The 25,401-nt window shown below is 54.8% G+C and carries 33 protein-coding genes, 1 tRNA gene and 2 riboswitches; of the genes, 6 read left to right on the forward strand and 28 right to left on the reverse strand.

The features are described from left to right. Positions 1-463 precede the first annotated feature (463 nt). From DQG13_RS29160 to spoIIR, 7 genes are all read right to left on the reverse strand, one after another. Entirely contained in the window at positions 464-1,711 is a 1,248-nt protein-coding gene (locus DQG13_RS29160) for a serine hydroxymethyltransferase (protein ID WP_113023714.1), read from the reverse strand. Between the two features lie 38 nt (positions 1,712-1,749). After that, positions 1,750-2,388 carry a TIGR01440 family protein gene (locus DQG13_RS29165; RefSeq protein ID WP_113023715.1) on the reverse strand — a complete coding sequence of 213 codons (639 nt, stop codon included), beginning with the start codon at positions 2,386-2,388 and terminating at the stop codon, positions 1,750-1,752. A 30-nt stretch (positions 2,389-2,418) separates the two neighbouring features. After that, the gene (gene rpiB / locus DQG13_RS29170) at positions 2,419-2,862 is read right to left on the reverse strand and encodes a ribose 5-phosphate isomerase B (RefSeq protein WP_113023716.1); all 444 of its coding nucleotides are present in this window, start codon (positions 2,860-2,862) and stop codon (positions 2,419-2,421) included. 119 nt (positions 2,863-2,981) lie between these two features. Then, positions 2,982-3,061: riboswitch (ZMP/ZTP riboswitch) on the reverse strand. 75 nt (positions 3,062-3,136) lie between these two features. Further along, positions 3,137-3,727 carry a low molecular weight protein arginine phosphatase gene (locus tag DQG13_RS29175; RefSeq protein ID WP_309472260.1) on the reverse strand — a complete coding sequence of 197 codons (591 nt, stop codon included), beginning with the start codon at positions 3,725-3,727 and terminating at the stop codon, positions 3,137-3,139. 90 nt (positions 3,728-3,817) lie between these two features. After that, positions 3,818-4,333: a manganese efflux pump MntP gene (locus DQG13_RS29180; RefSeq protein ID WP_113023743.1), complete on the reverse strand. Its 516-nt coding sequence runs from the start codon at positions 4,331-4,333 to the stop codon at positions 3,818-3,820. Positions 4,334-4,441: 108 nt separating this feature from the next. Further along, positions 4,442-5,548 carry an L-threonylcarbamoyladenylate synthase gene (locus DQG13_RS29185; protein WP_113023717.1) on the reverse strand — a complete coding sequence of 369 codons (1,107 nt, stop codon included), beginning with the start codon at positions 5,546-5,548 and terminating at the stop codon, positions 4,442-4,444. 142 nt (positions 5,549-5,690) lie between these two features. Beyond that, a complete protein-coding gene (spoIIR, locus tag DQG13_RS29190) occupies positions 5,691-6,410 on the reverse strand; it encodes a stage II sporulation protein R (protein WP_113023718.1) in 720 nt (239 codons plus the stop codon). 227 nt (positions 6,411-6,637) lie between these two features. On the opposite strand from spoIIR, the gene DQG13_RS29195 reads away from it, so the two are divergent. Further along, positions 6,638-7,645 carry an HD-GYP domain-containing protein gene (locus DQG13_RS29195; protein ID WP_113023719.1) on the forward strand — a complete coding sequence of 336 codons (1,008 nt, stop codon included), beginning with the start codon at positions 6,638-6,640 and terminating at the stop codon, positions 7,643-7,645. 123 nt (positions 7,646-7,768) lie between these two features. Here the strand turns inward: DQG13_RS29195 and prmC are convergent, their stop codons facing one another. From prmC to DQG13_RS29215, 4 genes are all read right to left on the reverse strand, one after another. Beyond that, positions 7,769-8,653 carry a peptide chain release factor N(5)-glutamine methyltransferase gene (prmC, locus tag DQG13_RS29200; RefSeq protein ID WP_113023720.1) on the reverse strand — a complete coding sequence of 295 codons (885 nt, stop codon included), beginning with the start codon at positions 8,651-8,653 and terminating at the stop codon, positions 7,769-7,771. After that, complete coding sequence (prfA, locus tag DQG13_RS29205; protein WP_113023721.1) at positions 8,653-9,726, reverse strand: peptide chain release factor 1; 1,074 nt, start codon at positions 9,724-9,726, stop codon at positions 8,653-8,655. Before prfA ends, prmC begins: the two co-directional genes overlap by 1 nt. A gap of 94 nt (positions 9,727-9,820) precedes the next feature. Further along, positions 9,821-10,921 (reverse strand): redox-regulated ATPase YchF, encoded by a 1,101-nt coding sequence (gene ychF / locus DQG13_RS29210; RefSeq protein WP_113023722.1) that lies wholly within the window; start codon positions 10,919-10,921, stop codon positions 9,821-9,823. A 115-nt stretch (positions 10,922-11,036) separates the two neighbouring features. Then, positions 11,037-12,485, reverse strand: coding sequence for an aminotransferase-like domain-containing protein (locus DQG13_RS29215; RefSeq protein WP_113023723.1), 1,449 nt, complete (start codon positions 12,483-12,485; stop codon positions 11,037-11,039). Between the two features lie 167 nt (positions 12,486-12,652). Between DQG13_RS29215 and DQG13_RS29220 the strand changes: the two genes are divergently transcribed. After that, positions 12,653-13,285, forward strand: a complete 633-nt coding sequence (locus tag DQG13_RS29220) for a LysE/ArgO family amino acid transporter (RefSeq protein WP_113023744.1) — start codon at positions 12,653-12,655, stop codon at positions 13,283-13,285. A gap of 30 nt (positions 13,286-13,315) precedes the next feature. Here DQG13_RS29220 and DQG13_RS29225 read toward each other — a convergent pair whose 3' ends face one another. After that, a complete protein-coding gene (locus tag DQG13_RS29225) occupies positions 13,316-14,011 on the reverse strand; it encodes a PilZ domain-containing protein (protein WP_181593071.1) in 696 nt (231 codons plus the stop codon). Between the two features lie 135 nt (positions 14,012-14,146). Beyond that, positions 14,147-14,245, reverse strand: a riboswitch (cyclic di-GMP riboswitch). Positions 14,246-14,513: 268 nt separating this feature from the next. Here DQG13_RS29225 and tadA point away from each other — a divergent pair. Next, on the forward strand, positions 14,514-14,978 hold the full coding sequence (gene tadA / locus DQG13_RS29230) for a tRNA adenosine(34) deaminase TadA (RefSeq protein ID WP_113023725.1): 465 nt from the start codon (positions 14,514-14,516) through the stop codon (positions 14,976-14,978). Positions 14,979-15,046: 68 nt separating this feature from the next. Here tadA and DQG13_RS29235 read toward each other — a convergent pair whose 3' ends face one another. The 3 genes from DQG13_RS29235 to DQG13_RS29245 are packed head-to-tail and all read right to left on the reverse strand — an operon-like array spanning position 15,047 to position 17,095. After that, positions 15,047-15,739 (reverse strand): ABC-2 transporter permease, encoded by a 693-nt coding sequence (locus DQG13_RS29235; RefSeq protein WP_113023726.1) that lies wholly within the window; start codon positions 15,737-15,739, stop codon positions 15,047-15,049. A 23-nt stretch (positions 15,740-15,762) separates the two neighbouring features. Continuing rightward, positions 15,763-16,671, reverse strand: coding sequence for an ABC transporter ATP-binding protein (locus DQG13_RS29240; protein WP_113023727.1), 909 nt, complete (start codon positions 16,669-16,671; stop codon positions 15,763-15,765). A gap of 58 nt (positions 16,672-16,729) precedes the next feature. After that, on the reverse strand, positions 16,730-17,095 hold the full coding sequence (locus DQG13_RS29245; protein WP_258525932.1) for a GntR family transcriptional regulator: 366 nt from the start codon (positions 17,093-17,095) through the stop codon (positions 16,730-16,732). Positions 17,096-17,277: 182 nt separating this feature from the next. Here DQG13_RS29245 and DQG13_RS29250 point away from each other — a divergent pair. The 3 genes from DQG13_RS29250 (at position 17,278) to DQG13_RS29260 (ending at position 18,148) form a co-directional block, all read left to right on the forward strand. Next, positions 17,278-17,351: transfer RNA gene (locus DQG13_RS29250), tRNA-Arg, on the forward strand. A gap of 172 nt (positions 17,352-17,523) precedes the next feature. Further along, positions 17,524-17,718 carry a type II toxin-antitoxin system HicA family toxin gene (locus tag DQG13_RS29255; protein WP_113023729.1) on the forward strand — a complete coding sequence of 65 codons (195 nt, stop codon included), beginning with the start codon at positions 17,524-17,526 and terminating at the stop codon, positions 17,716-17,718. Positions 17,719-17,767: 49 nt separating this feature from the next. After that, positions 17,768-18,148 carry a type II toxin-antitoxin system HicB family antitoxin gene (locus tag DQG13_RS29260; protein WP_181593073.1) on the forward strand — a complete coding sequence of 127 codons (381 nt, stop codon included), beginning with the start codon at positions 17,768-17,770 and terminating at the stop codon, positions 18,146-18,148. 234 nt (positions 18,149-18,382) lie between these two features. Here the strand turns inward: DQG13_RS29260 and DQG13_RS29265 are convergent, their stop codons facing one another. The 13 genes from DQG13_RS29265 to DQG13_RS31290 form a co-directional block, all read right to left on the reverse strand. Then, entirely contained in the window at positions 18,383-18,715 is a 333-nt protein-coding gene (locus DQG13_RS29265; protein ID WP_113023731.1) for a hypothetical protein, read from the reverse strand. Then, positions 18,712-19,371: a zonular occludens toxin domain-containing protein gene (locus tag DQG13_RS29270; protein WP_113023732.1), complete on the reverse strand. Its 660-nt coding sequence runs from the start codon at positions 19,369-19,371 to the stop codon at positions 18,712-18,714. The genes DQG13_RS29265 and DQG13_RS29270 overlap by 4 nt, the downstream gene beginning before the upstream one ends. Before the next feature lie 2 nt (positions 19,372-19,373). Then, a complete protein-coding gene (locus DQG13_RS29275) occupies positions 19,374-19,742 on the reverse strand; it encodes a hypothetical protein (RefSeq protein WP_113023733.1) in 369 nt (122 codons plus the stop codon). 1 nt (position 19,743) lies between these two features. Further along, entirely contained in the window at positions 19,744-20,136 is a 393-nt protein-coding gene (locus DQG13_RS29280) for a hypothetical protein (RefSeq protein WP_113023734.1), read from the reverse strand. Beyond that, on the reverse strand, positions 20,120-20,251 hold the full coding sequence (locus DQG13_RS31685; RefSeq protein ID WP_258525930.1) for a hypothetical protein: 132 nt from the start codon (positions 20,249-20,251) through the stop codon (positions 20,120-20,122). Before DQG13_RS31685 ends, DQG13_RS29280 begins: the two co-directional genes overlap by 17 nt. An 11-nt stretch (positions 20,252-20,262) precedes the next feature. Further along, the gene (locus DQG13_RS29285; RefSeq protein WP_113023735.1) at positions 20,263-20,448 is read right to left on the reverse strand and encodes a hypothetical protein; all 186 of its coding nucleotides are present in this window, start codon (positions 20,446-20,448) and stop codon (positions 20,263-20,265) included. Further along, positions 20,439-20,729, reverse strand: a complete 291-nt coding sequence (locus DQG13_RS29290; protein WP_113023736.1) for a hypothetical protein — start codon at positions 20,727-20,729, stop codon at positions 20,439-20,441. The genes DQG13_RS29285 and DQG13_RS29290 overlap by 10 nt, the downstream gene beginning before the upstream one ends. A 1-nt stretch (position 20,730) precedes the next feature. After that, positions 20,731-20,994, reverse strand: coding sequence for a hypothetical protein (locus DQG13_RS30595; RefSeq protein ID WP_146767230.1), 264 nt, complete (start codon positions 20,992-20,994; stop codon positions 20,731-20,733). Between the two features lie 188 nt (positions 20,995-21,182). Further along, a complete protein-coding gene (locus DQG13_RS31065; protein WP_181593074.1) occupies positions 21,183-21,338 on the reverse strand; it encodes a hypothetical protein in 156 nt (51 codons plus the stop codon). Next, positions 21,335-23,104 (reverse strand): fibronectin type III domain-containing protein, encoded by a 1,770-nt coding sequence (locus DQG13_RS31070; RefSeq protein ID WP_113023738.1) that lies wholly within the window; start codon positions 23,102-23,104, stop codon positions 21,335-21,337. The genes DQG13_RS31065 and DQG13_RS31070 overlap by 4 nt, the downstream gene beginning before the upstream one ends. Then, the gene (locus DQG13_RS29305; RefSeq protein ID WP_113023739.1) at positions 23,101-24,297 is read right to left on the reverse strand and encodes a hypothetical protein; all 1,197 of its coding nucleotides are present in this window, start codon (positions 24,295-24,297) and stop codon (positions 23,101-23,103) included. Before DQG13_RS29305 ends, DQG13_RS31070 begins: the two co-directional genes overlap by 4 nt. A 49-nt stretch (positions 24,298-24,346) precedes the next feature. Continuing rightward, positions 24,347-24,670 (reverse strand): hypothetical protein, encoded by a 324-nt coding sequence (locus DQG13_RS29310; protein ID WP_113023740.1) that lies wholly within the window; start codon positions 24,668-24,670, stop codon positions 24,347-24,349. A gap of 52 nt (positions 24,671-24,722) precedes the next feature. Then, positions 24,723-25,401, reverse strand: a 679-nt coding sequence (locus tag DQG13_RS31290) for a hypothetical protein (RefSeq protein WP_220094468.1), incomplete at its 5' end; no start/stop codon positions are given.

Raw genomic sequence — 25,401 nt, forward strand, 5'->3', positions numbered from 1 at the left:
ACACTCCCTCAGCCTTTCTTCCGCTTGCTTTTCTCCCCTATTCTTCTATTCAGCCGCGTGGAACCTGAAGATGGCGCCGAAAGCCCTATCTCCGGCTGGACCGGGGAGGAGGTGAAGCTTGGCGTCTTGTTTGGCTGCAGCTTATCGGCGCCGTAGCCCACGGGCTCGCCGGATTTACCGGGTTCCCTGTTCTTCCCCAAGCGCCATCCGGACCGACGATCCGTTATTTTTCAAATTTGCGCTCTTTTGGACATTTCACGGACACAGGATACGCTATTTGTCTTGGGAAACCTCCAAACCCGCTGTTTTTCAACGCATAACGGAACCTCTGTCCGCCCAGGTGAAAAAGCGGGTTTTTTTCGCTCATTAGCGGAAGCTGTGTCCGCCCAGGTCGCCACTATATGCAAAAAAGCCGGTCTCCCGCGTCTTTGGCGGGGCCGGCCGGATTATTGCAGGCAAAAGCTTAGTACGCCAGGTCCTTGTACAGCGGGAAGCGCTGATTCAGCTCGCGGACCATGGTCCGCGCCTTGTCGTGGGCAGCGGCGTCCTCGGGATTTTTCAGCGTCAGGGAGATAATCTTGGCGATCTCCTTCATGGCCGCCTCATCCATGCCGCGGGTAGTCACCGCAGGCGTGCCCAAGCGGATGCCGCTGGTAACGAACGGACTGGTGGGGTCGAACGGAATAGCGTTTTTGTTGCAGGTGACACCAACCTCGTCCAGCAGATGCTGGGCCACCTTGCCTGTCAGGTTGGCGCTGCGTACATCCACCAGCATCAGGTGATTGTCGGTACCGCCGGAGACGATGTTGAAGCCTTCGGCCATCAGGGCTTCCGCCAGCACCTGGGCGTTTTTGATCACCTGCTGGGCATAGGTCTTGAACTCCGGCTGCAGAGCCTCGCCGAAGGAGACCGCCTTGGCAGCGATGATGTGCATCAGCGGACCGCCTTGGGTGCCGGGGAATACGGCCTTGTCGATTTCCTTGGCCCAGGCCTTGCGGGTCAGGATCATGCCGCCCCGGGGACCGCGCAGGGTCTTGTGGGTGGTAGTGGTGACAAACTGGGCATGGGGCACCGGATTGGGATGGAGACCGGCTGCCACCAGACCGGCGATATGGGCCATGTCCACCATGAACAGTGCGCCTACATCATCGGCAATTTGGGCAAAGGCTTCAAAATCAATAGTCCGGGGATACGCGCTGGCGCCTGCCACGATCAGGCGGGGACGGTGCTTGAAGGCTGCTTTGCGGACCTCATCATAATCGATGCGGTGAGTGTTCTCATCCACGCCATAGGCCACGAAGTTATACAGAATGCCGGAGGCATTGGCCGGATTGCCGTGGGTCAAATGGCCGCCATGGGCCAGGTTCATGCCGAGCACGGTGTCGCCGGGCTTAATAGCCGCCAGATAAACGGCCAGGTTGGCTTGAGCGCCGGAATGGGGCTGCACATTGGCATGCTCGGCGCCGAACAGCTCCTTGGCCCGGTCGCGGGCAATGTTCTCCACGATGTCCACATGCTCGCAGCCGCCGTAATAGCGGGCCCCGGGATAGCCCTCCGCGTACTTATTGGTCAGCACGCTGCCCATGGCCTCCAGCACAGGAGTGCTGACGAAATTTTCCGAAGCGATCAGTTCGATTTTATCCCGCTGGCGGTTCAACTCCAAATTCATAGCTTCCAGCACTTTCGGGTCAGCCTTGCGCAAATTTTCCATGGTTACACTCTCCTTATTGTTTATCCCGGATACACCGGTTAATCGCAATTCCCGTCCTCCTGCCCCGCGGCCGCACTGTACACCGCCCGTTCGCCGCCAATGAGCTTCGGCCGGGTGTAGGCCATCTGCAGGTGGGCATGTCCCAGCATCGGCACAGCAGGCCGCACCGGAACCGCCACCGGCCGCAGATGCATGCCGATGAGGGTGCCGCCGATATCCAGCCCCGCGTGGGCCCGCACCGCCTCCACCACCACCGGCTCCCTGAAGGTCCGGTAGGCATACGCCGCCATGGAGCCTCCCGCCTTGGGCACCGGCACCACTGATACCGGCTCCAGAAGGGGGTAATGGTCAAGCGCCTCCTGCTCCAGCACCAACGCCCGGTTCAGATGCTCGCAGCATTGGAACACCGGGTAGAAGCCCGCCTGCTCCCGGGCGCGGCGCATCCCCGCAAAAATTTCCCGGGCCACCCGCTCCGTGCCCTGGGTGCCGATGCGGTAGCCCAGCACCTCGCTGGTGCTGGTGCCGATAACCACCAATTGGCCCCGGCGGATACCGCCCGCCTGCACCAGCTCCAGCAGCGCAGCCTCCACGATGCCGGACATGCCGGCATAAAATTCATCCGCGGCCGCCTCCGAGCTGCTGCTCTTGAGCGACTCCGACTCCGATTCCTCCGTCATCCGGACGCACCTCCCGTTTTCCACGCAGGATTACTTGCTTTCCAGCCGCATGGCTTTTTCAATCCGTCCGATGTGGCGCTCCCCTTGGGAAAATTCAGTATCCAGCCAGACCTTCACAATCTCCTGGGCTACCCCCGGGCCAATGACACGTTCACCCATCGCCAGCACATTGGAGTCGTTATGCTCTCTGGTGGCCTTGGCCGAGAACAGATCATGGACAAGGGCGCAGCGGATGCCCTTCACCTTGTTGGCGGCAATGCTCATGCCGATGCCTGTGCCGCAGATCAGAATCCCCCGGTCCGCAGCGCCGGAAAGCACCTGGCCGCACACCTTTTCGGCATAATCGGGGTAATCCACGGAATCACCGCAGGTGCAGCCAAAATCCTCCACCTGATGCCCCCATTGAACCAGCAGCTCCTTCAATTCATCCTTCAGCCGGAATCCGGCGTGATCCGCACCTATGGCAATTTTCATCGAATCGTCCTTCCCTTCATGTCAAATATCCTTATTATACCTCACCCTTCCAAAAAAGAAATCGGAATCGGAGCAGAAAAAAAGAGCAAAGCAGAAGCGCCTCATATCCGCTCCATGCTTGCTCTTGCCCAGGCGACCGGCCGGTATCCGCAGTGCTCCATTGTGGTTGTTCCACTCGTCGCCAGTCACACCGCAGTTTAAAGTTATTCTTATCATAACGGATCAGGCTGCCGCTGTAAAGATACGGCCCGCCGTCCGGAGAGCCGCGAACTGATCAGGTCCCTTCCTTCAACCGGCTGATCAGGCGGGCCAAGGCCTCTTCAATTTCATGGGCCGTGTCCTCATAGTCCCGCTTGGACCCGCCGAAGGGATCGGCAATGTCAAAATCGGGGGCTGCCAGATGCAGCTGCACCAAACGCTCCCGCTCCTCGGCAGTAATGGGCTGGCCCAGGGCCTTTTTAAGCTCCAGCTCGGACTGAAGGGCAGCCCGTTCCTCCAGCATACCCAAGCGAAGCGGATCATCCATGGTATATTCCTTCAAGGTGTATATTTTCTCCACAGCCTCGGGATGGGCGGCAATGACCTGCTGCTTGTGGAACATGGTCATGGTCAGAATCAGATCGGCCCAGCGGATTTCATCCTTGCGCAGATAACGGGAGGTACCTACCCCCTCTACGGCGTCCTTCTTGTGCAGGATCTCCTCGGAATGGCGGGACACTGGCGCTCCGTCATGAGCCGTGACCCCGGCGGAACGGACTTCCAGTTCCAACCCCTCCCGCTTGGCCATCATCCGGCACAGCCCCTCGGCCATCGGGCTTCTGCAGGTGTTGCCCGTACAAACGAAAAGGATACGTGTGATAGCCACCGGAAAAACCTCCTGAGAGTTTTTTGTGCCAGCAAAAAACTGGCCTCGTAAGCATAAGCTAGTTTTTGCGCTATGCTATTGCCCCTTATTTTACATGAGGAAGCGGATTCCGAACAAGAGCAGAATGAGTCCGCCCAGCGCCTCGCCGTATTCCCCCACCCATGCGCCGACCCGCCGCCCCAGCAGAAGCCCCAGAACAGACATAAGTCCGCCGAAAAAACCGAAGATCAGCACCGTCAACGCAATATCCGAGGAAAACATGCCCAAGGACAAGCCTACGCTGAACGAATCGATGCTGACCATCAAGGCAAACAGCAGGATGCCCCAGAAGCTTTTCTGGTCCAGGACCACCGAGGAGCTGCCTCTCAGGGCGCTGTAGAGCATGTGAGCCCCCAGCACAACAAGCAGGGCGCCGCCGGCGGTAGTGGCCACATTACCCAGCAATGTGCTCACATAGTTGCCCATGAACATGCCCATCAAGGGCATCAGAATATGAAAAAGTCCGATGACAAAGCTCACCTTGGCAATATTCAGCAGCCGGATGCCGCGAAGCCCCATTCCGATTCCCATCGAAAAGGCATCCATCCCCAGGGCCAACGCCATCATGACAATAGTAATTAATTGTCCTAATTCAATAAAATCCCAGTACAATGCCCATCCCTCCTGTCCGCATACTCCCTTTCTACTCTATGCGGACAACCGTGGGATCATGTCCTAAACCTCCAGCACCCGGCCTCCCGCCGCCTTCCGCAGGCGGTTCATCAGAGCCAGGCCGATCTCCTCCTCGGGATACCCTTCCGCAAATGCGCAGGCAATCCCCGCCTCATCCATCCGGCGCAAAGCGGCGAACAGACCGGCAGCGGCAGCGGGAAGATCCCCCAGGGAACCGCAGGGGATGACCAGGTCGCAAGCCTCCCGGTACAATGCCGCATGCTCCGCAGGCGCCAGCACGGCGGTCCTCTCCCCGTTCTGCCGGGCATCGCGCAGCCCGTTGCGGATGGTCTCCGCCACCGCCGCAGCGTCCTGCCCCTGCACGATGGTAAGCCGCGCTTGCGGCGCGTAATGGGTGTACTTCATCCCCGGCGCCCGGGGCCGGAACGAAGAATCCTCCCCGTCCCCCTCCTGATCGGGCAAGCCGTCGGGGGCCGCCCCCCCTCGGCCTCCGCCGCTGACAACGGGAGCGCCGGAGGCCTCCGCCAATTGCCGCAGGGTAATGCCGCCGGGCCGGAGCACATGGACCCGGCCCTCCGCGTCCGCCTGCACCACGGTGGATTCCAGCCCCACCCCTGTGGCTCCCCCGTCCAGGAGTCCGCTGATGCGGCCATCCAGATCCTCCCGGACATGCTCCGCCAGGGTGGGGCTGGGCCGGCCGGAGCGGTTGGCGCTGGGGGCCGCTACCGGACAGCCGGACGCCCGGATCAGGGAAAGGGCCGCCGGATGGTCCGGCATCCGAATGCCCACTGTGTCCAGGCCCGCTGTAACCAGCGGGGACAATACACCCGGGCGGCAGGGCAGCACCAGGGTCAGCGGCCCCGGCCAAAACGCCTCCGCCAGCCGCCTGGACACCGGGTCCACCGCAAGGGCCAGCTCGTCCAGCATGCCCATGCCGGCAATATGGACAATCAGGGGATTGTCCGAAGGACGGCCTTTGGCGGTGAAGATGGCCTCCACCGCCTGAGTGTTGCGGGCATCCGCCCCCAACCCGTATACCGTTTCCGTGGGAAACGCCACCAGCTTGCCTTGGCGGAGCAGCTCCGCTGCCTTTTGAACCGCATCCGCCTCGGGAGTACAATCCGGCGGGACTTGCCAATACGTCGTCATCACATTCGCTCATTTCTCATTTTGGATTGATGCCATTATAGCGCCAACGGCTGCCGCTTGTCACGGCTTGTCACGGCTTTGTGCGGCCTGTCTCCGCTATCGCACCCGGCCTGGCTTCAATCCGAACTTTTATCCGAACCGGTTACGCAAACAGGCTCTTCACCTTGTCCCAGAGATAGAAGCGGACCTTCTTCTTCCCGGCGCCCTCTTCCTGGCCGACAGTGTCCTTTTCTGCGGATGCCTGCTTGACGGTTTTTCCGGAGAGGGAGGGTTTGGCTTTGTTTGCACTTGCAGTCTGTTTTTTCACAGCCTCTGCCTTATCTTTATCCGCCGCAGTATGGCTGCTGGCAGCCACGGCCTCCCCCTTTTCCGTATCCACAAAACACAGCGCGGGGAACAGCACACACCACCAGTTTTGGCCTGCTCCTTGGCCGATGGTCACACGAAGCGCCTCATAGTCTCCCGCAGGGTATACCTTATTGCCGTACATCTTGGCGGGGAAGGGCACCACCCCCAGCTCCACCTGCTGGGTATAGTCATAGCCGTAGCGCGCAATCTCCCGCTCCACTATCCTGGAGAGCTCCGGCAGCTTGGTACGGATCAGCGCCCGGGCCTCCTCCAGATTTTCCGGGTCCAGCACCCATCCGTTCATTTCCTCCACGATGGCATCCCGGACATGCCGCTTCAACACCTGATCCTCCGGGGAATCGGAGTTGGCCAGAATCCGCAGCCGGATGGACTCCTGCGGAATAACCGCGTCCACTACCGCAGCCTGCGCCCGGTTATGCTCCCACGTAACCAACAAAAAAATCAGTGCCAATGCCAGATAAATGGATGATTGCCAGGAATACCGTTTCACCATGCCGCCTCATTCCTTTGCTATAAGCTCTATGGCATCAGTATCTCCTCTGAAACTATCACTTATACCTGTCCGGCCAAAAAATTGCTAGACTCCCCCTCATCATGGCGGCGCTTGAAGAAACCAGACCTTCTTCCATTATGATACATTCAGCCCATGCCCTCTCTGCGGGAAGCCGCTATAATTAAAATGTCGAATGATGTACATTTCTCTCGCTCGAGGTGGCGCAAGTGGAGGAACTGACTGGACAAAAGCTGAAGCATGACATCATAACCGGCACAGGAATGGTCCTGGTGCCCGCAGGCACAGTCTTGAATCAAGAACATTTCCGGCTGCTTCGGATGCACCGCGTCCCGCTGGAGGAGCTGCGTTTTGTCGAAGAGCGACAACAGTCAAAGTCCTCTACCGCCGAAACCGTCAAGCAGGCGGCAGACTATTCCAAGCATATGTTTCAGCAGATCCGCCGGAAGAAAAAAGTGCCGCTTTTGGACATCAAGCATGAGTTCATTCCCATGGTGCGCCAGGCGGCGGAGGACCCGGACCTGTTCCGGCTGTTCGAGGCCGTGCGGGCCAAGGATGAATATACCCACCAGCATAATGTGGGCGTCAGCGTCCTTTCTACCATGCTGGGCAACTGGTGCAAGCTGGATGAGCAGGAGCTGAACCTCCTGTCCTTGGGAGCAAGCCTTCATGATGTGGGTAAAATCCGCATTTCCGACGAAATCCTCAACAAACCCGGCAAGCTGACCAAAAGCGAATTTGAAGAGATGAAGCTCCACACGGTTTACGGCTACGAAATGCTGAAGGAATCGGCGGGGTTGAATCCCCGGGTGGCGTTTATGGCCCTGCAGCACCATGAACGGGAGGACGGAAGCGGCTACCCCTTGAAGCTGAAGGGGCCCCAAATCGACAAGCTCGCCCGGATCGTCGCCGTAGCCGATGTCTTCCACGCCATGTCATCCCAGCGACCCTACCATACCCCATTGCCGTTTCATGAGCTGATCAGCCAGATGCGTCTGGGCATCTTCGGAGAGCTGGACCCCTACATCGTATCCCTGTTTCTCAAAAATATCTTAGGCAGCATGATCGGCAAGCAGGTGCTTCTGTCCGACGGGCGGTACGGGGAGGTTGTCTACATTAATCCCCATGAGGAAACCTATCCCCTGGTGAAGGTGGAGGATGTGTTCGTCGACCTGAGCCGGGAACGGGGCCTGCGGATCAGCAAAATTATGGTGTAGATACACGCGTCAAAAAGCCTTCTTATCGGCAGTCCCCTGGGGGCCGCTTCCGACAGGAAGGCTTTTCTCTACGATTGCATGAAGATATATTCAGGAATAAATCCGCCAGCGCAAAAAAACGCTCTACGCTTCTGCCAGCACATGCCGCTCGATTCCCGCCAAATCCCTCACAATGCTTACACTCCCAAACAGCCCCAGCTCCCGCAGCATGGCGGCTACAACGGCCGCCTGGCCCATACCTACCTCAAAACCCACCAGCCGCGGCTTTACCGGCTGCAAGGCCAGCTGCTCCGCCAGCCTGCGATAGAAGTCCAGGCCATCATCGCCTCCGTCCAAGGCCAGGTGGGGCTCGAAATCCCGCACCTCCCGCTGGAGATCGGGCAAGTCGCTGCTTTTGATATAAGGCGGGTTGGAGATCACAATATCCGGAGACAGCCCTTCCGCATATACAGGCGCCAACAGATCTCCTTGCAGGAAGCGGATTCTGCCGCCCACACCGTTCTGCTCGGCATTCCGGCGGGCAACCTCAAGAGCCGCCTCGGAAATATCTACCGCCCCCAGCTCCCATGATGGACAGTGGGTAGCCAGAGTCACGGGAATAGCGCCGCTGCCGGTTCCAATGTCCACTGCAAGAGGCTGCCGCCCGCTTCCTTCCGGCCATAGGCGTTTGCCCCGGTTCATGATCTCCTGCACCAGAATTTCCGTCTCCGGCCGGGGAATCAGAACAGCCGGGGTGACCTGAAGGGTCAACCCGTAGAAGCCCTCCGAGCCGATAATGTACTGCACCGGCTCCCCGCCTGCGCGGCGGGACAGAAGCCGCTGCCAGTCCAGCTCCTTTTCCTCGGGGAAAGGGTCCTGCCAGTTGAGATAGAGCCTGGTTTTGGACCAGCCCAAGAGATGCTCCAGCAGGAGCTGCCCGTTCTGGGCGGACTCGTCCACCCCATGCCGCTTCAAAAAAGAGGAAGCCTCCACGTAGGCTTCCCTGATGGTTTTTCCCGATCCGTCCATTAAGCGGACTCCCCTTTATCCAACTGATCCGTTTGGCTGGCGATGGTCAGGGCGGAGATAATCTCCTCCAGATCGCCGTTCAGCACGGCATCCAGCCGGTGCAGCGTCAAGCCGATCCGGTGGTCGGTCACCCGGCTTTGCGGATAGTTGTAGGTTCTGATCCGCTCGCTCCGGTCGCCGGTGCCCACCTTGCTTTTGCGCTCCGCGCCCATTTTTTCCATTTCCTCTTGCATGAACTTATCGTAAATCCGGGCACGCAGCACCTGCAGGGCCATTTCCTTATTGGAGTTCTGGGATTTGCCGTCCTGGCAGGTGGCTACAATGCCGGTAGGGATATGGGTTACCCGCACCGCTGACTTGGTGGTGTTAACAGACTGGCCGCCCGCTCCGCTGGAGCAGAAGGTATCCACCCGGATATCGCTTTCCTTGATTTCCACTTCGATCTCTTCCGCCTCGGGCAGCACCGCCACTGTGGAGGTGGAGGTATGGATGCGTCCGCCCGATTCCGTAGTGGGAATCCGCTGCACCCGGTGGGCGCCGCTTTCGAATTTCAGCTTGCTGTAGGCGCCTTTGCCGGAGATCATGAAGATGACTTCCTTGAACCCGCCCAGATCATTCAGGCTGGCTTCCAGAATGTTGGTTTTCCAGCCTTGGGTATCGGCAAATTTGGTGTACATCCGGTAGAGGTCGGCGGCAAACAGCGCAGCCTCGTCACCGCCGGCGGCGCCGCGGATTTCCACAATGACGTTCTTGTCGTCATTGGGGTCCTTGGGCAGCATCAGCACCTTGATGCGCTCCTCCAGCTCCTCCTTGCGGACAGCCAGCTCCTCAATCTCCAGCTTCACCATTTCCTTCATGTCGTCGTCCAGCTTCTCGTTCTGCAACGCTTTGGCTTCGTCCAACTGGGCGCATACGGTCTTGTATTCGTTATAGGCTTCATATGTCTCCTGCAAATCCGACTGCTCCTTGGAATATTCCCGGAGCCGCTTGGGATCACCGGTCACATCCGGGTCGCACAAGAGCTCGCTCAGCTTGTCATACCGGTCGGCAAGAGCCTGAAGTTTGTCCAGCACGTGTTGCACCTCCTGTTAGTTAAAACATATATTTTTATCGTCCATCTGTCATCTGTTCACTGTTATGGGGGATCAGGGTATGGCCGTTTTCCGGCTACACATTAAACCGGAAATGCATGACATCGCCGTCCTGCACCACGTAATCCTTTCCTTCCAGACGCAGGAGCCCTTTTTCCTTGGCTGCGTTCATGGAGCCGTTCACCGTCAGATCCTCGTAGGAAACCACTTCCGCCCGGATGAAGCCGCGCTCAAAGTCAGAGTGGATCACACCCGCCGCCTGGGGAGCCTTCATGCCCTTGCGGATGGTCCAGGCCCGGACCTCCTGCACCCCTGCCGTAAAGTAAGTGTACAAGCCCAAAAGTTTGTATGCACCGCGGATCAGACGGTCCAAGCCCGATTCGGACAGGCCCAGCTCCTCCAGGAACATGGCCTTGTCTTCTCCCTCCAGCTCGGCGATCTCCGATTCCACCTTGGCGCTGATGGGCACCACCTCGGCGCCTTCCTTGGCGGCGAACTCCCGCACTATTTGCACATAGGGGTTGCCGTCGGCGTTGGCCGCTTCCTCTTCGCTAACATTGGCGGCGTACAGCACCGGCTTCATGGTGATCAGATGAAGATCACGGACCAACGGCCGCTCTTCCTCATTCAGCTCCACGCTGCGGGCAGGCTGGTCATTGTACAGAGCCTCCTTGATCCGTTCCAGCGCCTCCACCTCGACGGCCACCTTCTTTTCGCCGCCCTTCAGGTTCTTGCGGGAGCGCTCCAGACGCTTCTCCACCGTTTCCACATCCGCCAGGATCAGCTCCAGATTGATGGTCTCAATATCGGAGAGCGGGTCCACCTTGCCGGACACGTGAGTGATGTTCTCGTCCTGGAAGCAGCGCACCACATGGACAATGGCGTCCACCTCGCGGATATGGGCCAGGAACTTATTCCCGAGACCCTCGCCCTTGCTGGCTCCCTTCACCAGACCGGCAATGTCTACGAACTCAAAGGCTGTCGGCACGATCCGGTTGGGATTGACAATCTCCGCCAGCTTCTGAAGACGCTCGTCCGGCACCTCCACCACGCCTACATTGGGGTCAATGGTGCAAAACGGATAGTTGGCGGATTCCGCCCCGGCTTGGGTAATCGCATTGAACAACGTCGATTTGCCTACATTGGGCAGTCCGACAATACCAGCTTTTAACGCCATCTATAAACAACTCCTAGATCTATTGTATGTTTTTTATAAAAGGATACCACAGTTTAACCTTTATATTATACACTTGTGGCCGCGGGAAATAAAGTCGCCTGACATATTTCTTCCACTACGGCTGCTCCATCAGCCTGCGGACCAGCCTCGCCAATATCTCAATGGCACGGGAAAGCTGCTCCGGCGGCGCATACGAGTAGGAAATCCGCAGGCAGGACTTTTCCTCCGCCCCATAGACCGTGCCGGGATTAAGCAGAACACCCTCCCGCAGGGCGGCGTCAAACAGCAGCTTCATAGGCAGGCTCCGGTTGAACTCCAGCCAAATATAGAAGCCGCCGCCGGGAATGGTCCAGCGGGCCAGCCCGCCGAACTCCCGGTCCAATGCCGCCGCGGTGACCGCACGGCGCTGCCGCAGCTGGGTCCGGAGCTGCTCCAGGTGGCGCTCATGCCGGCCGCCCTCCAGCCATTGCAGCGCAGCCCATTGGGACAAGGAGCTGGCTCCATAGTCAATCTGCATTTTGATATCCGCCAGCCGGTCAATGACCGTCCGCGGGCCTACCACCCAGCCGATCCGCAGGCCGGGACTGACGGACTTGGATAAGCTGCCCAGATACAGGACATCCCCATGGCTGTCCATGCTTTTGATAGGCGGGGGAGGCGGCGGTTCGTCCAGCCACAGCTCCCCGTACACATCATCCTCGATAATGGGCAAGCGAAGCTCCTGGCAGGCTTGAAGCACTTCCTTCCGCCGCTTCCCGCTCATGACCTTGCCGGTGGGATTGTGGAAGGCGGGGTTGGTGTACAGCATGGCGGCCTGGTATTGCTTCCGGTACCGCTCCAGCAGTTCGGAGCGCAAGCCCGCTTCATCCATGGGCACTCCCTCCAGCCGGATGCCGGCAGACTGGAACACCTGCACGGAATGAAGATAGGATGGACTTTCTGTCAGGACAGTAGAGCCTGGGCGCATCAGCCCCGCCGCAATCAGATGGAGCCCCTGGAGCGCGCCGGAAACCACCAACACGGAGTCGGCGGTGACATGGATGCCCCGTTCCCGCAGCCGCTCCGCAATTCTGTGCCGCAAGGCGGCGCTGCCCTTGGGCTCCTCGTAGCCCAAAGAAACAGGGCGCTTGCCGCTCTCCTGCAGGAGCCGGCCCATCTCCCGCTCGGGCAGCAGGTCCGGCGCCAGCTCCCCCGTTCCCAGGCGGATGATGCCGGGGTCCGCTTCCATCCGGTTAATGGTCTGGATCACCGGCAGATTGGGCTGGTGGCGTCCGCTTCCCACCACCCGGACCCAGTCCGTGGGCAGAGCGGTCAGCAGGCTCCAGGACTCGTTGACCACCCGGGTTCCGCCTCCCGTTTGTCCCTCTACCAGCCCCAATGCGGCCAGTTCCGCCATGGCCTGGGCTACTGTGCTCCGATTTACCTGCCACAGCCGGGCCAGAGAACGCTGGGAGGGCAGCCGCGCCCCCACCGTCCACTCGCCGCGGAGGATGCCTTCCTTAAAATAGCGGACAATTTGTTCCTGCAACGGGAGTTCCCCATAACGGTCGGGCTTCCAATCCATTTTAACCTCTCCCCTTTATCTTATCCCCCAACTTGGTTGGTTCGCCAACCACCCATTTGGCCGGAGACAAAAAAACAACCCTGCTATACAATCTGTTTCATACAAACAGAAAGGATGTGCTCCGGTTGTTAGTCCAATTGGCTCCGTCTATTCTTCAAGCTTTTATTCTGCCGGCTTCCCCGGGAGCCGCCGCCCTTCACGGCTTTATTTTGGCCTTGGGCCTGATTCTCCCTCTGGGGGTGCAGAATGTATTTATTTTTCAGCAAGGCGCTCTTCAGCGCTCCTTCCGCAAAGCTCTCCCCGCGGTGCTTACCGCGGCGGTCTGCGATACCCTCCTTATCGGATTGGCGGTGACAGGCATGTCTCTGGCAGTCCTGAACAACGGCTGGCTGGAAACTCTCCTGATGGCGGCAGGCTCCATATTCCTGCTGTACATGGGCATTTCTCTGTGGCGGCGCCAGCCCAACTCCGCTTTTGGCGAAGCGGCCGTCTATTCCGGCCGGCGGCAAATCGCCTTCGCAGCCTCCGTCTCCCTGCTCAATCCCCATGCCATTCTCGATACCATCGGCGTCATCGGCGGCGCCTCCCTTCAATATGCGGGAACTAACCGTCTTGCCTTTGCCTTGTCCTGCATCGTGGTGTCGTGGGTGTGGTTTGCAGCGCTGGCCCTGACCGGCCGGTTGGCTGGCAGATGGGATCATTCCGGCAGGCTGACCCGACTGTTGAATAAAGCCTCGGCGGTTATTGTCGCCGCCATTGGCCTGGGACTATTGTATACGGCCGTCTCCCGCCTGTTTTAGCCCGCAGTCTACAGCTTAGGGAGGATATTCTTATTTGAAGGTCCGCTTGTTGGCTTCCTTTTTGGAGGTGGAGAGGGCTGTAATTTGCTCCCGCAGAATAAATGCCCGCAGGGAGTTCATTTTGGCATCCTCCATCTCCACATATTGGGCGCCATAATAGATGTTGCCGATGCCCTTTTCTGTCCGGACCACCTTGGCCGTGCAGGCAATAAGGCCGCCCAGCTCCATTTCCAGCCTCAGCTCCGTATGCTCCTCCAGCCGGAAGGGGTCAGGCAGGGTAAAGCCGATGCCGCTTAAGCTGATGTTTTTGATATCGATGGACATCAGCTGATCCGCTTCCTCGAAGTCCCCAACAGCCCCTTCGCGCTTCCAGGCCGCCAGCTTCCCGCTCCGGTTGATCTCCACCCGGGGAAAGGTCCGCTTTTCATGAAACCTCCGCTGATTCTCCGGGGGATTGATCATCATGAGCGATCCCTTATCTTTTCCCACAATGGTGGAAGGAATCAGATACATGCCGGCAGGCGTATACACTGTCAATTTCACATTTTCCCCAAGGACAAAGCGGTTGAAGTCGCTGATTTCGATCTCAAGCAAATCGCCCTCCACGTGGGTCATAATGCCTGTGGAGACGAAGCCGCTTTTTTCCACAACGGTTCTGCAATGGACCAGGATAGTAGGAGGAGGAAGCTCCTTCACTTCAGTAAAACCGGTACGCTTTTTCTTCATTTCAACCCGGCTCATATTGTCACCAGCCTTTCTGTTAATTGTAGAATCTCCTTTTTGGGAGATGCGGCAAAATGACAAAAAGCCGCTCCGTCGGAAGCAGCTTTAAGGATACAGCTTGCTTACGCCCCGGTGATATTCGGCAACCAGGCGATCATAGCGCTCCACCGGTGTGGAGATGCCGTAGACCCTAGGCTTTGCGTCCTATCCTTTCGGAATAGTTTGCCATTTATCGTATTACAGTTGGGCATTTCAGATTATGTTCTGGCACGTTGGATTCTTGTTTTATGAAAATAGTATACGTTTTTTCATAGATGTTTTCAATCCGTTTCATACAGGATTTCTGTGAATAAAAGGGGTGATTGAGATTTCAGCTGGGGACGATTAGAATAAGATGTGGAAAAATGAGGCGGTTATTCACATCTATCCACAAAGTTATCCACAGGCTGTGAACAAGATCGAAAACATGTTCGGCTTCTTTATCCACAATTGAGGGAGGAAGTTCATGGATCACGAATACTGGATGCGCCGGGCAATAGAAGAGGCCCATAAGGCGGAGCGTCTGGGAGAGGTGCCCATCGGCGCCATTATTGTGCGTCAGGGGGAAATTGTCGGCAGTGGCTATAATCTGCGGGAAACCACCTTGGACCCGACTGCCCATGCAGAAATGATCGCCATCCGGGAGGCCAGCACCCGTCTGCAATCCTGGCGGCTGTTGGACTGCACCCTCTATGTCACCCTGGAGCCCTGTCCCATGTGCGCCGGGGCTATTGTCCAGTCCCGGGTTCCCACTGTCGTATACGGGGCCCCCGATCCCAAGGCAGGCTGCGCCGGAACGCTGATGAATCTGCTGCAGGAGGACCGCTTCAATCACCAGGTGGAGTTGGTTGGCGAGGTGCTGCGGGAGGAATGCGGTCTTCTGCTCACCGCCTTCTTCCGCAGGCTGCGGGGCAAGGATAAGCCGATCTAAGCAAAAACCGCTCCTGTCAGGCCACTGCCAGCCTGGTGAGCGGTTTTTTGCCGATATATATAGGCAGGTTAAATATCCTCCCGCTTCTCGAAATAGCGGATGGAGATCCGCATAGAGATCAGAAGCATCAGCACGGAGAGCAGCATCATGCCAACAATCCACACATAAGGACTGAAGCCCGCCAACACATCTCCGAGACGCTGCAGCCAGGCAGGCGGCTCGCCGGAGAAATCAAACCGGGAACGCAAGGCATTGATTAACGCTCCCGAGCTTCCTCCCAGAATTCCAATCCCGATAAAGAACAAACGGTTGTAGGTCTGGGCACGGGCAATGCCGATTTTGTACACCATTGGAATCAGGATAGAGACGAGAAAACTGTAGCAGCAGGTGACGACTGCGGTAATGAGAAGATTCAGCACCCTGTCATCCCGTGTATTAAAAGCTCCTCCAAGGAGGCCCACCAAGCTAAGCACGGCTGTGGAGCAAACCGCCACCAGCACCACGCTAGCATACTTGGCCTTCACCAGTGTAGCCCGCGGCACCGGCAGACACAGGAGCAGCCGGGTGGCGTGGTTTTTCTCATCCTCATGCATGGACCGGTTGATAAAGCTGTACACAATAATAAAGACGGGAATCATCACACTTATCATATTATACTGGTCCATGGCTGTCATATAGAAGAAAAGGAGCAACCCTATAGCCAGATACATATAAGCCGACCGTTTTTGAATGACGAAATCCTTGAGAATCAACTGCTTCATCCCATTTCCACCTCACTAAAAAATTAAAGTGTCCCGCCGGAATTTCCAAAAACTGCTTCACCCTCATCCGTCATCCGCACCAGCAGCTCATCCAGGGTAAGCTTCTCCACCTTGTAATCCGCCGACGGGAAGCTCCGTTTCCACTCCCGCTCGAATTCCCGGATATTCCGGGTCATGCCGCTGAAGCCGAATTCCCCGTGTTTGACTCCCGTCAGCAGTTGCTCCAGCCGCGGCTCCAGGTAACGGTTGTCGGCCTTGACCAGCCTCCATTGATCCAACACTGTGAGTTTGTCGCCGCTGGCGGCAATCCGCCCGTTATGGATGAGGGTAATGTAATCCGCCACTTTTTCGATATCCGAGGTAATATGGGAGGAGAAAAAAATCGACGCCCGCTCGTCCTGGATGATCTCCCGGAACACGTCAAGAAGTTCGCTGCGGATCACCGGGTCCAAGCCGGAGGTAGGTTCGTCCAGAATCAGCAGCTCCGGGTGATGGGCCATAGCCAAGGCCAGGGAAAGCTTCACCTTCATGCCCCGGGACAGCTCCTTGATCTTCTTCCGGGGGTCCACCTGGAACCGGTTCAGCAGCTTGCGGAACAGAGCCTCCTCCCACTTGCGGTAGAAGCCGCTCACAAACCGTCCCGTCCACTCCACTGTCATATCTTCATAAAAAGCCGGCTCCTCGCTCACATAGCCGATGCGTTCCTTCATCTCTGCCGGCATCTCCCGTACGGCTTGGCCGAACCATTCGATTTCCCCCGAATCGGGACGGATCATATCCGTCATACACTTGATGGTGGTGCTTTTGCCAGCCCCGTTTTTCCCCACGAAGCCCATAATATAGCCCCGCGGGATACTAAGCGTTACTCTGTCCAAGGTGAAGGCCGGATAATGCTTGGTTACATCCTTCATTTTCAAAATCATCTCATCCATCTATAGCATCCTCCTTTTTCCAATCTCCGTCCCTGATTCACAAGCAGGGCTGCGCAGATTACTCCACATCCATCAGCAGCCGGAAAATCCGCAGAATCTCCTCCTCGTTCATCCCCAGCTCCCGGCAGCCGGCAATTCCCTTCTCGAAGGCCTGCTGGACCGCCTTCAGCTTCGTCTCCTTGACGAACTCCGCCCCCGCTTCCGCCACATAGGACCCCACCCCCTGCTTGGTGGCGATGTAGCCTTCCGCCTCCAGATCCTCATAGGCCTTCTTCACCGTAATCACGCTGATCTCCAGTTCCCGGGCCAGGGCGCGGATGGAGGGCAGCATTGTCCCTGAGGGCAGCGTACCTTCCAGGATCTGCTCAATCACTTGCTTCTTGATCTGCTCATACAAGGGAGCCGGATCACTATTGGACAACACAATGTACAACGAAGCCACCCCGTATCCGTGCATACTGTATATGTTATTATATGTACAGTATATGCGCGTTTATACACAGTGTCAATGCTAATTCCCGCCATCCTCCACTTGCCTGCTCTCTCTGAAATGTCGCTCAACCGCTTTCCTATTCTTCGCGCTTTGTGTTATAATGGTCTTCGCGCGTTCCCGTAGCTCAGCAGGATAGAGCGACAGTTTCCTAAACTGCAGGTCGGAGGTTCGAATCCTCTCGGGGACGTATCTGAAAAGTGCCGAAAACCCTTGATATATCAGGGGTTTTTCTTTATGTCTTTTATCGGTTGCTTTGTGCCTTAGTGATTCGTGGGGTCACTTTGGGGTCAAATAATTAAAATAAAACTTGCAATACGTATTGACACGTATTAAAATATGGTTAGGAGGTGCTAATACCGATGCGCAGCTACTCTTCAAGAGAAGTCATCCAAATCCTGCAAGCAAACGGCTGGTATAAGGTTCATACAGTTGGAGATCACTTTCAGTTCAAACACCCCACTATAAAAGGCAAGGTCACGATTACGCATCCGGTAAAAGATGTGGCCCTCCACATTCTCAAGGACATTGAAAAAAAGACAGGACTAAAGCTTTAGTCCGGTCTTTATCCTTTTCATAAATATGAATAACGAAAGGGTGAACAAAGTGAAAAAAAACTACAGTTACCCAGCTGTACTCAGTTTTACAGACAAGTGCATTGAAATCTCGTTTCCCGATCTGGAGGAAGCCTTGTCACAAGCAGATAATATGGAGCAAGCATTGAGACGGGCAAACGAAGTCTTAAGGCTTACCATTGAAAGCAGATTAGAAGACAAGGAAGACATTCCACCGGCAACGCCGTTAATCCGAATCGCCTTGCAAGAGAATCAGCGCACGATTATTGCTACGGCGGTCTTGAACGAAAAGATAACCTATGTAAAGAAAACTCTTACTATACCTGATGACTTGAATGAAGCTGCTGAAATGGCAGGAATCAACTTCTCCCAAGTGCTTCAGCGAGCGCTTAGGGAAGAGCTTCAAAGATAACCTTGTAGCGGTTAACTATTATAACACAAAGAAACAGACCGCTTCCGTTAGCGCAAGGGGCGGTCTGTTTCTCTGGACCAGCATTACAAAATCACATCATATTTCCGCAACATCTGATGCCGTAGCTCCGCAATCCGCCGCTGGATTGGGATAGCCAGCTTTCCATTTCGGATCAGCCGGGCTTCCAGTTGCCTAACCCGACTTCTCGCCGCGAATATTTCCCGCACGTCTTCCTTAGTCCGTACTTTCTCCATGACTCCCTCCAATAGCAGCTTGGTATTTTGCCAATTCGGTCTTGGTCATCTCGGCTTCCGACAACACATAGAAACTGCTTTTCAGGACCATAACCTGCCTGTCCCGAAATTGCTGCTTCCGTTGCCAATGCAGACATTCTCGCGGCACCAGCAGCCGGCCGGTGATAGCCGCAATCCGTTCCGCTATTTGAACCAGCTTCCAAAAATAGTAGTCGCGCGAGAGTCGCTGGAAGCGAACAGCGGGGATAGACGGGAATTGGTACAGCAGCGTTTGCGGATCATGCCGCAGCCGTTCGGTTGGAACAATGCTCATGCGATTACACCCCCTTGCGGCAGGCGTTTCCGGTGTCTGGCCGCGTCATGGCGGCGTTCCAATTCCTCCATGAACGTGATGGACTCTCGTTCCGTCTTTGGCAGCGGAAATCCGCTGACGAAACTGTGAGAGTCGAACAGGTTCAGACGATGGATTTGCGCCACCTTGGAGGCCGAAAGAAATCGGGTATGCAGATGCTCCCCCAACGGCCCGTAAGAGTCGGCGGTGAAGTCGTAATAGTCAAACTTGATGCCCTTGTTCCCCGCTGGCCGGACAAGGATTAGAACCTCCAGCATATCACGGATTCTTGTGTCCAATCGCTTGATGGAAGGCGTAGCGAATATCTGGATAGAAGCCATTTTCCGGCAAAAGGTCAGCAGATCAGTAGCAAAGGTATTTTCATGCTTCATCCAACTCCGGTTAGAGAAGCTCCGGTGTGATTCATCCCACACGCATATGCTGCCGTGGGAGTCCGCCACCTTGAACCAATCTTCTGCCTCGCGCATTCGCTCGGCTCCGGTCAGGTCAAAGTTGGCGTACAGGTCCACCCATCCGCCTCGTGCCTCTATTGCTTGCTTGTACAAATGGGCCATAATCGCGGCTATCGTTGTTTTACCGGCTCCCAGCCGTCCCATAACGCCTATCATGTGCGGCATGATTATTTCCCTCCTTTCCCACCCATGCGCCCTCCATCTCCGGCCAGAATAATCGGCTTCGGAGGTTTGGGTATCAATTCTTCGATTGTGTCCAGGAATACGCCTGTCTTCGCCACATACTGCTTGTAGATTCCCGCAATCTTGTCAATAATGGGTTTGTACGGATTTTTTTCTCCATGGAGTCGTTGATTATCCCCCAGCGCTTGCAACAGTAGCAGCGCCCTTAGCTGCTCCTCTGACAGAGGCGCAGCCACGCGCTCCATAAACTCCAAAACCTGCTTGACATCACTGACGTGCTGCACATTTGGAAACAGATCATCATTGATAACCTTCTGAATTTTGTCCGCGTTATAGTTCTGTTCTGCTGCCATATTACTTCACCGCCAACATAATGATAAGCACCAGGACCGCCGCTCCGATCATGACCATTTTGCCGATTGGCAGCTTGGCCGCCGCCTCCATCGGCTCTTTCTCAAACATCGTGATTTGACGCAGCACCGTAGAACGCTCCAGCGCCGCGATCCGCTTGCAATCCGTTACGTTCTCCTCAATGGCCGGGTAGTGGAATACACGCCCCCTCCTGCCCACATAGGAGCTTACATCCCCGATGGGCACCGAATATTCCACTTCTCCATGTGCCAAAATCCGCTCATCGTTGATATCCTCCACCCTGGCTATGTCCGCTCTGCCGCTGGATGACAGGATGATAAGCGTATCTTCAATAACAGGCATTTCTTCCCTGCCTCTATTAGCGATTCCGAACATTTGTTTTTCCTCCCTTCATTTTGTTCAGCAGCCAGTAAGCCGGTAAAATAACTGCCACTACCCCCAGCGTCAAGCCGGAGCCGATAGCAAAAAAATATGAAAATACGTTTTCCACCTTTATGCCCCCTATAAAAAATTCCTGCATATATCCTCTGTGCTGATTTCCTTCACATCCTCCAAGCTAATATTGGAGAAGTAACCGCAGTTCACATAATCGGAGAACATGTCCCGGACCGCTTCCTCTGTCGGCTCTGCCTCATATCCCCCTTTTTGAAGAACACGGGCGAAAAGAGAAGGTTCTATTACCACCATTGCACCCCATCCTTGACGTTGTAGTACATCCGAGCAATTGCTTTGATCAGCTGCAAGACGCCTAAAAGCATGATTGCCGCCAGCAGGCTATTGACTACAGATTGCATCGATGACGGCAAGTAGGCAAAAAATCCAAAGTAATGATTGAGGTTGATCCCCCGGCCCGCAATCATGGAGACATGCCCCAGGTACTCCACCCCCATGCTCAAAAAGCTCAAGGGTGGGTTAAAAATGGAATCCATAAAATTGCGGACCGGTCCGGGGATGATATCAAAAAACACGTTAATCCCCTCCCCCTTTGATGCTGGACAATATCCGTATGGCTGCAAATCCAGCTGTAAACCAGATGATAAATATCAAAACATAGGCCAATACGTCCAACTGGAAATACTGCAATCCCTCCGCCACATTATTAAAAATGCTTGTCCATTGCCCGTCATTGCGGTCTGTCGGAGTAAAGCTGAATCCGGCCATAGTCAGAAATATGCCCTTGACCAAAGAGTAAAACAGCTTGCCGATCCCCAGGAGCAATTGCAGCAGCGTCACAACCAGTTCCGCGAGCTTGTATATAAAATAAAATATAATCCCGATCAGGATAAAAATGGGCTGGAATAGCAGCTTGAGCAGGTCAAAAAGTTTTTGAAAAAGGTATCCGAACAGCCTGGATAAACTCCCCAAAATTGAATTGGCAAGCCGCGAGAAAAAGTCACCAGTCCACCCCAGGAACTGGGCAATCATAGCTTATAAGCCTTCCGGGTTTGCCTGACCAACCCTACTACAAAATCCACGATCATATCCGCCGCAGCCAAGGAGCAGAACACCAACAGCGGCACGGACAGATATTGCAGATATGACCCGGTTAGCTGGATTATCGCAAGGGTTTCATTCATCGTCTTCCGTCCCTTCTGGACTTTTGGATATGATCCTGCATCCGGCGACGGATTTTGTCCTGTTCCCGTTTGGTTAGGGTTCCATCTTTCTTCCGGCCTGGACCGTCATTTTTCACTTTAGTAACAGCACGTGGTTCCCGACCAGATTTGTGGGATGATTCTCCATACCTTCTTGCCCAAACCTTATCTGTTTTGGCCCATTCCATTTGATCCCTACGGTTACTTTCAAATGCACTAACTACTGATTTAGTATTTGAATGGTATTTCCCAAATTCTTTAATGAATTGGTCTTTGCTCATTCTCTCCCAGTTTCTTACCCTATTCCCCGATTCATCTCTTTTCCCTTTCCACACAGGGACATAAGTAAAATCTTCTCCTTGTTTTCGCCTTCCTCCCTTGCTGGAAGTTTTTTCATCCGCCTTCTTCGTCAACTTCATAGCCAGCCCATACAGCACCGGGGCAAAGATGACGGCCAGAGCCAAGAGTACCCATTGGCCGTACATGCTTAAAAAGTTAACGGCAGACCGGATCATATCTGACACGTTAAAAGGCAGAGATATACCGGACATATCAGTTACATCTGCTGGTTTTGCATAGACAGTGGACGTTACCGACTCCCCTGCTTCATAAACTGCGGCTACCTCATATTTGTACAAAGTCCCATTCACCAACCCTTCATCGGTATATTTTTCCGTTGTCGGTTCGGCGATCAGTACGCCGTCCCGGTAAACCTTGTATCCAACAGCCCCTGGGGACTTTGCCCAGGACAGGATTACGGTCTCGCTTTTGATATCCTTTCTTAGCCCTGATGGAGGTTTAAGCGTTGGTGTCGGAGTTGGTGTCGGGTCCCCTGGGCTAACCGTCGGTGTCCCCCCTCCGCCTGATGGGGTTGGCGTTGGCGTCCCTCCATCAGATGGCGTGGGCGTGGGCGTTGGTGTCGGCGTTGGTGCTGACAAATCAGCAAATGCTTTTATTTCATAGACATACCTTGGCGTCACAACTGTGGCAAAATTTTTAACTTCGATGTATTTTACGCCCTTGAACGATACCTTTTGATATGAGTCAACATTTTGTATTTGCGTATTTCCTAAATTCTTCCCGCCAGAATCATAAAAATAAAACATCAAATAAGGAAAACTGTTAACCTTCCAATAAACTTGATTGATATCATAAACTTGATCAAGTTTATATCTCATGTACTCGCCTTTATTGAGTATGTTGTAGCTGGTATCAACACCATCTGTTAGTTTCCCACTATTTGGAAAAGTACTATCAGACGTTGGCAACAAACCACTTAAAATATCAGTAGGCGTTGGTGTTGGGGTCGGTGTAACTGTTGGCGTTGCCTCCACCTCATATAAACTCATAAAGCCATTATTATTAGTGCTCGTATCAAGTTCTATGAGGATTCTGCTCGCCCCTGACGGCACATTAAGTGTCAATACTTTAGAAACTGTAGCCGACGACGATAATGTATACTTAACTCTACCCCCGACATTTTGATTGTTACTATCCCGGAAAGTTATATATGTTACGGTTGATGCAGAATCAGTCCTATAATGCATTTTTAATTCGGTTGCTGACGGGTCAAATCCAATCACGATATGTGAGGACTTATTGCCCAAATAGGCCATTGTGTTAACATTGCCGTCCACCGCGTAATGAGCATTTTCCACGATGTTGCTGCTAACTACTGTGTTCGCCATTGCTACAGATGGCAACACCATTGACATCATAATAACTGCTGCCAAGATTATCTTTTTCATATTTCCCTCCTCGGTATGGGAATTTCCCCTCCCACATTTCCTGGCACTGGTATTGGTCCCCCAGCTTGGCCCGGGACAGGCATGGTACCGGGGTTGGCCGATGGGATTGGAACCGGATCATTATTACCTGGCGGCGCTGTCTTGGACGGCATGGCCTCGGGGATATCTACTTTTCCCGGAGGTGTAATACCCCCGTTGCTGTTACTCGTGCTGCCGGGCAGCACCGGGACGCCAGGGTCATCATATTGCATATTTGATAGTGGGTCGAAAATCTCAAAGGGCTTCGACTCGTCCTTTATTTCGATCTGCGGCCCACTCGTGATGTCAAAGGGTTTGGGCTGCTCATATCCGGCCGGGACAATTGGCACTAAGCTTGACGCCGCACTGGAGCCGCTGTCCATGGTCGGCAGATCAACCGTTATTTGCTGGTTAAGCTGCTGTTGGGAGGGTGACGCTGGCACAACCCCCAGGTAATTGCCCAAATGGTCTATGGTCGCCGTCCCGATCAGGTCGGCAATATGGTTCCAATCTGGAGGAGGTGGCAACGCTGCTTTAATGGCATCCGTCCACTCGCCCATGTAGGTATCCCATTCCGGGCAGGCTAATAGATTGGTTATCGTCTCGCAGCTGGTGCATCCTTCCCCTCCGCCAGTTCCCGGAGACTCGGTCGGCCCGGGGCTCTGATTTCCTCCGCCTGTTGGTGTCGGCTCTGTTGTTGGCGTTGGTGTCGGGGTCGGGGTTGGCGTCAAATCGCCGTATTGGGTCGGGGTATTATCCAAAAAATAATAGTCCACGATATCCCCCGCCCTTTGGTCATCGGCTTGCATATGGGTTACCCTCACATAAGATTCCCCGGCCGCTGACTTGACCAATTTCAACTTGATCCACCAATTCAGAGGTTTAACAGTATAGGAGCTACCCGTTATCAATTCTTCGCTGCCGTCCGGGTACTCGGCATAGAGTTTGTCTGACGACAGTAAATGCCTTTCAAAGTCCACCTGTAGGACCTTTGCATCATGCTGGACGAAATCCCCCCACATGGTTGTATCCCCACTCCGTAAATGCAAGTAGTATGTACCAGGGTTAGCGGTGTGAGCAAAAAAGTAATTATTGACGTTAACGGTTACTGCCGCTAATGCAATCGTCGGCGCCAGGATCAACCCGACGAGTACCAAAATCAGTTTCTTTGTCATAAAAAATCCCCCATCCCCCTTCCCAGGGAGACGGGGGAGCTTTTTTTGATTAAGCGCCAGCACTAGAACGCTTTTTGGCCGCAGATACCAACTTCATCGCCAGACCGTAAAGGACCGGTGCAAAGATGACGGCCAGGGCCAGCAAAATCCATTCGCCGTACAATGTCAGGAAATTCACCGCAGACGACAGCATATCCGCTACGTTAAAAGGCAACGCTGTTCCGGTAAATTCAATCGGCGCTGCGCCTGCCGGGGTCGGGGATGTAGCTGCCAAGGCAAAGGCAAACGCCAACGCTCCAGCACCAATCATGCCACCCTTCTTGCCTTTCATCATTTCCACCATCAGCTTGAAACGAGAGAACATCTTTTTCAAAACAATCAGCCTCCTAAAAGTTTTTTTATATAGAGTCGGGGTATCCCGTTGCTCACATGTAATCAAAATCATCGTCATCATCCTGGGTCTTTTTGGCTTTTCCCATCATCTCCAAGATGGCATCCAGCACCAGCCCAGCTACCAACGCGGCCATGCAGATCATAAAGATAGGCATGTTGTATGACAAGAACCACTTGACGTAAAACCAGAACTGCATAAGCCGTTCCGGTGTAAAAAACGTTGTCGGCATCCCGGTATACACCGGAGTTGGCATTGGTGTTATGCTTGGTGCTGGCGTGGCCGTCGCCGTGGGAGTCGCCGTTGGTGTGGCAGTAGGCGTAGGAGTGGGGGTCGGCGTAGAAACAACATCGTTATAATGCACCCCATTGATATACACCGCATCTACCCTATAGGTGTTGATACCATTAGTGTGAAACTTGAGATCTATGCTAGAGGCAGATTCCGTCAGATTTCTGCTCCCCGTCCGGTCGCCTAAAAACTCCGGGCGCGCAAACGATCTAAAGACTGTTACTCCGTTTATATCCAGGCCAAACGTATTATCCGTTTCTAAGTCGGATGATGCTTGCCCTAATATCCGGTATTGGACGACTATATTAGTCCCTGCATAGAGATCAACGCCCGGTAGAGTGTACGTATAGTAGGCGCTAGTACAACGTCTCGTAAATTCGTTCCCCATTAAACCACTCTGTTGCGTTATGGTCTTTTTCGGG

This window comes from Paenibacillus sp. YN15, from assembly GCF_003285005.1.
Taxonomy (GTDB): Bacteria; Bacillota; Bacilli; order Paenibacillales; family NBRC-103111; genus Paenibacillus_AR.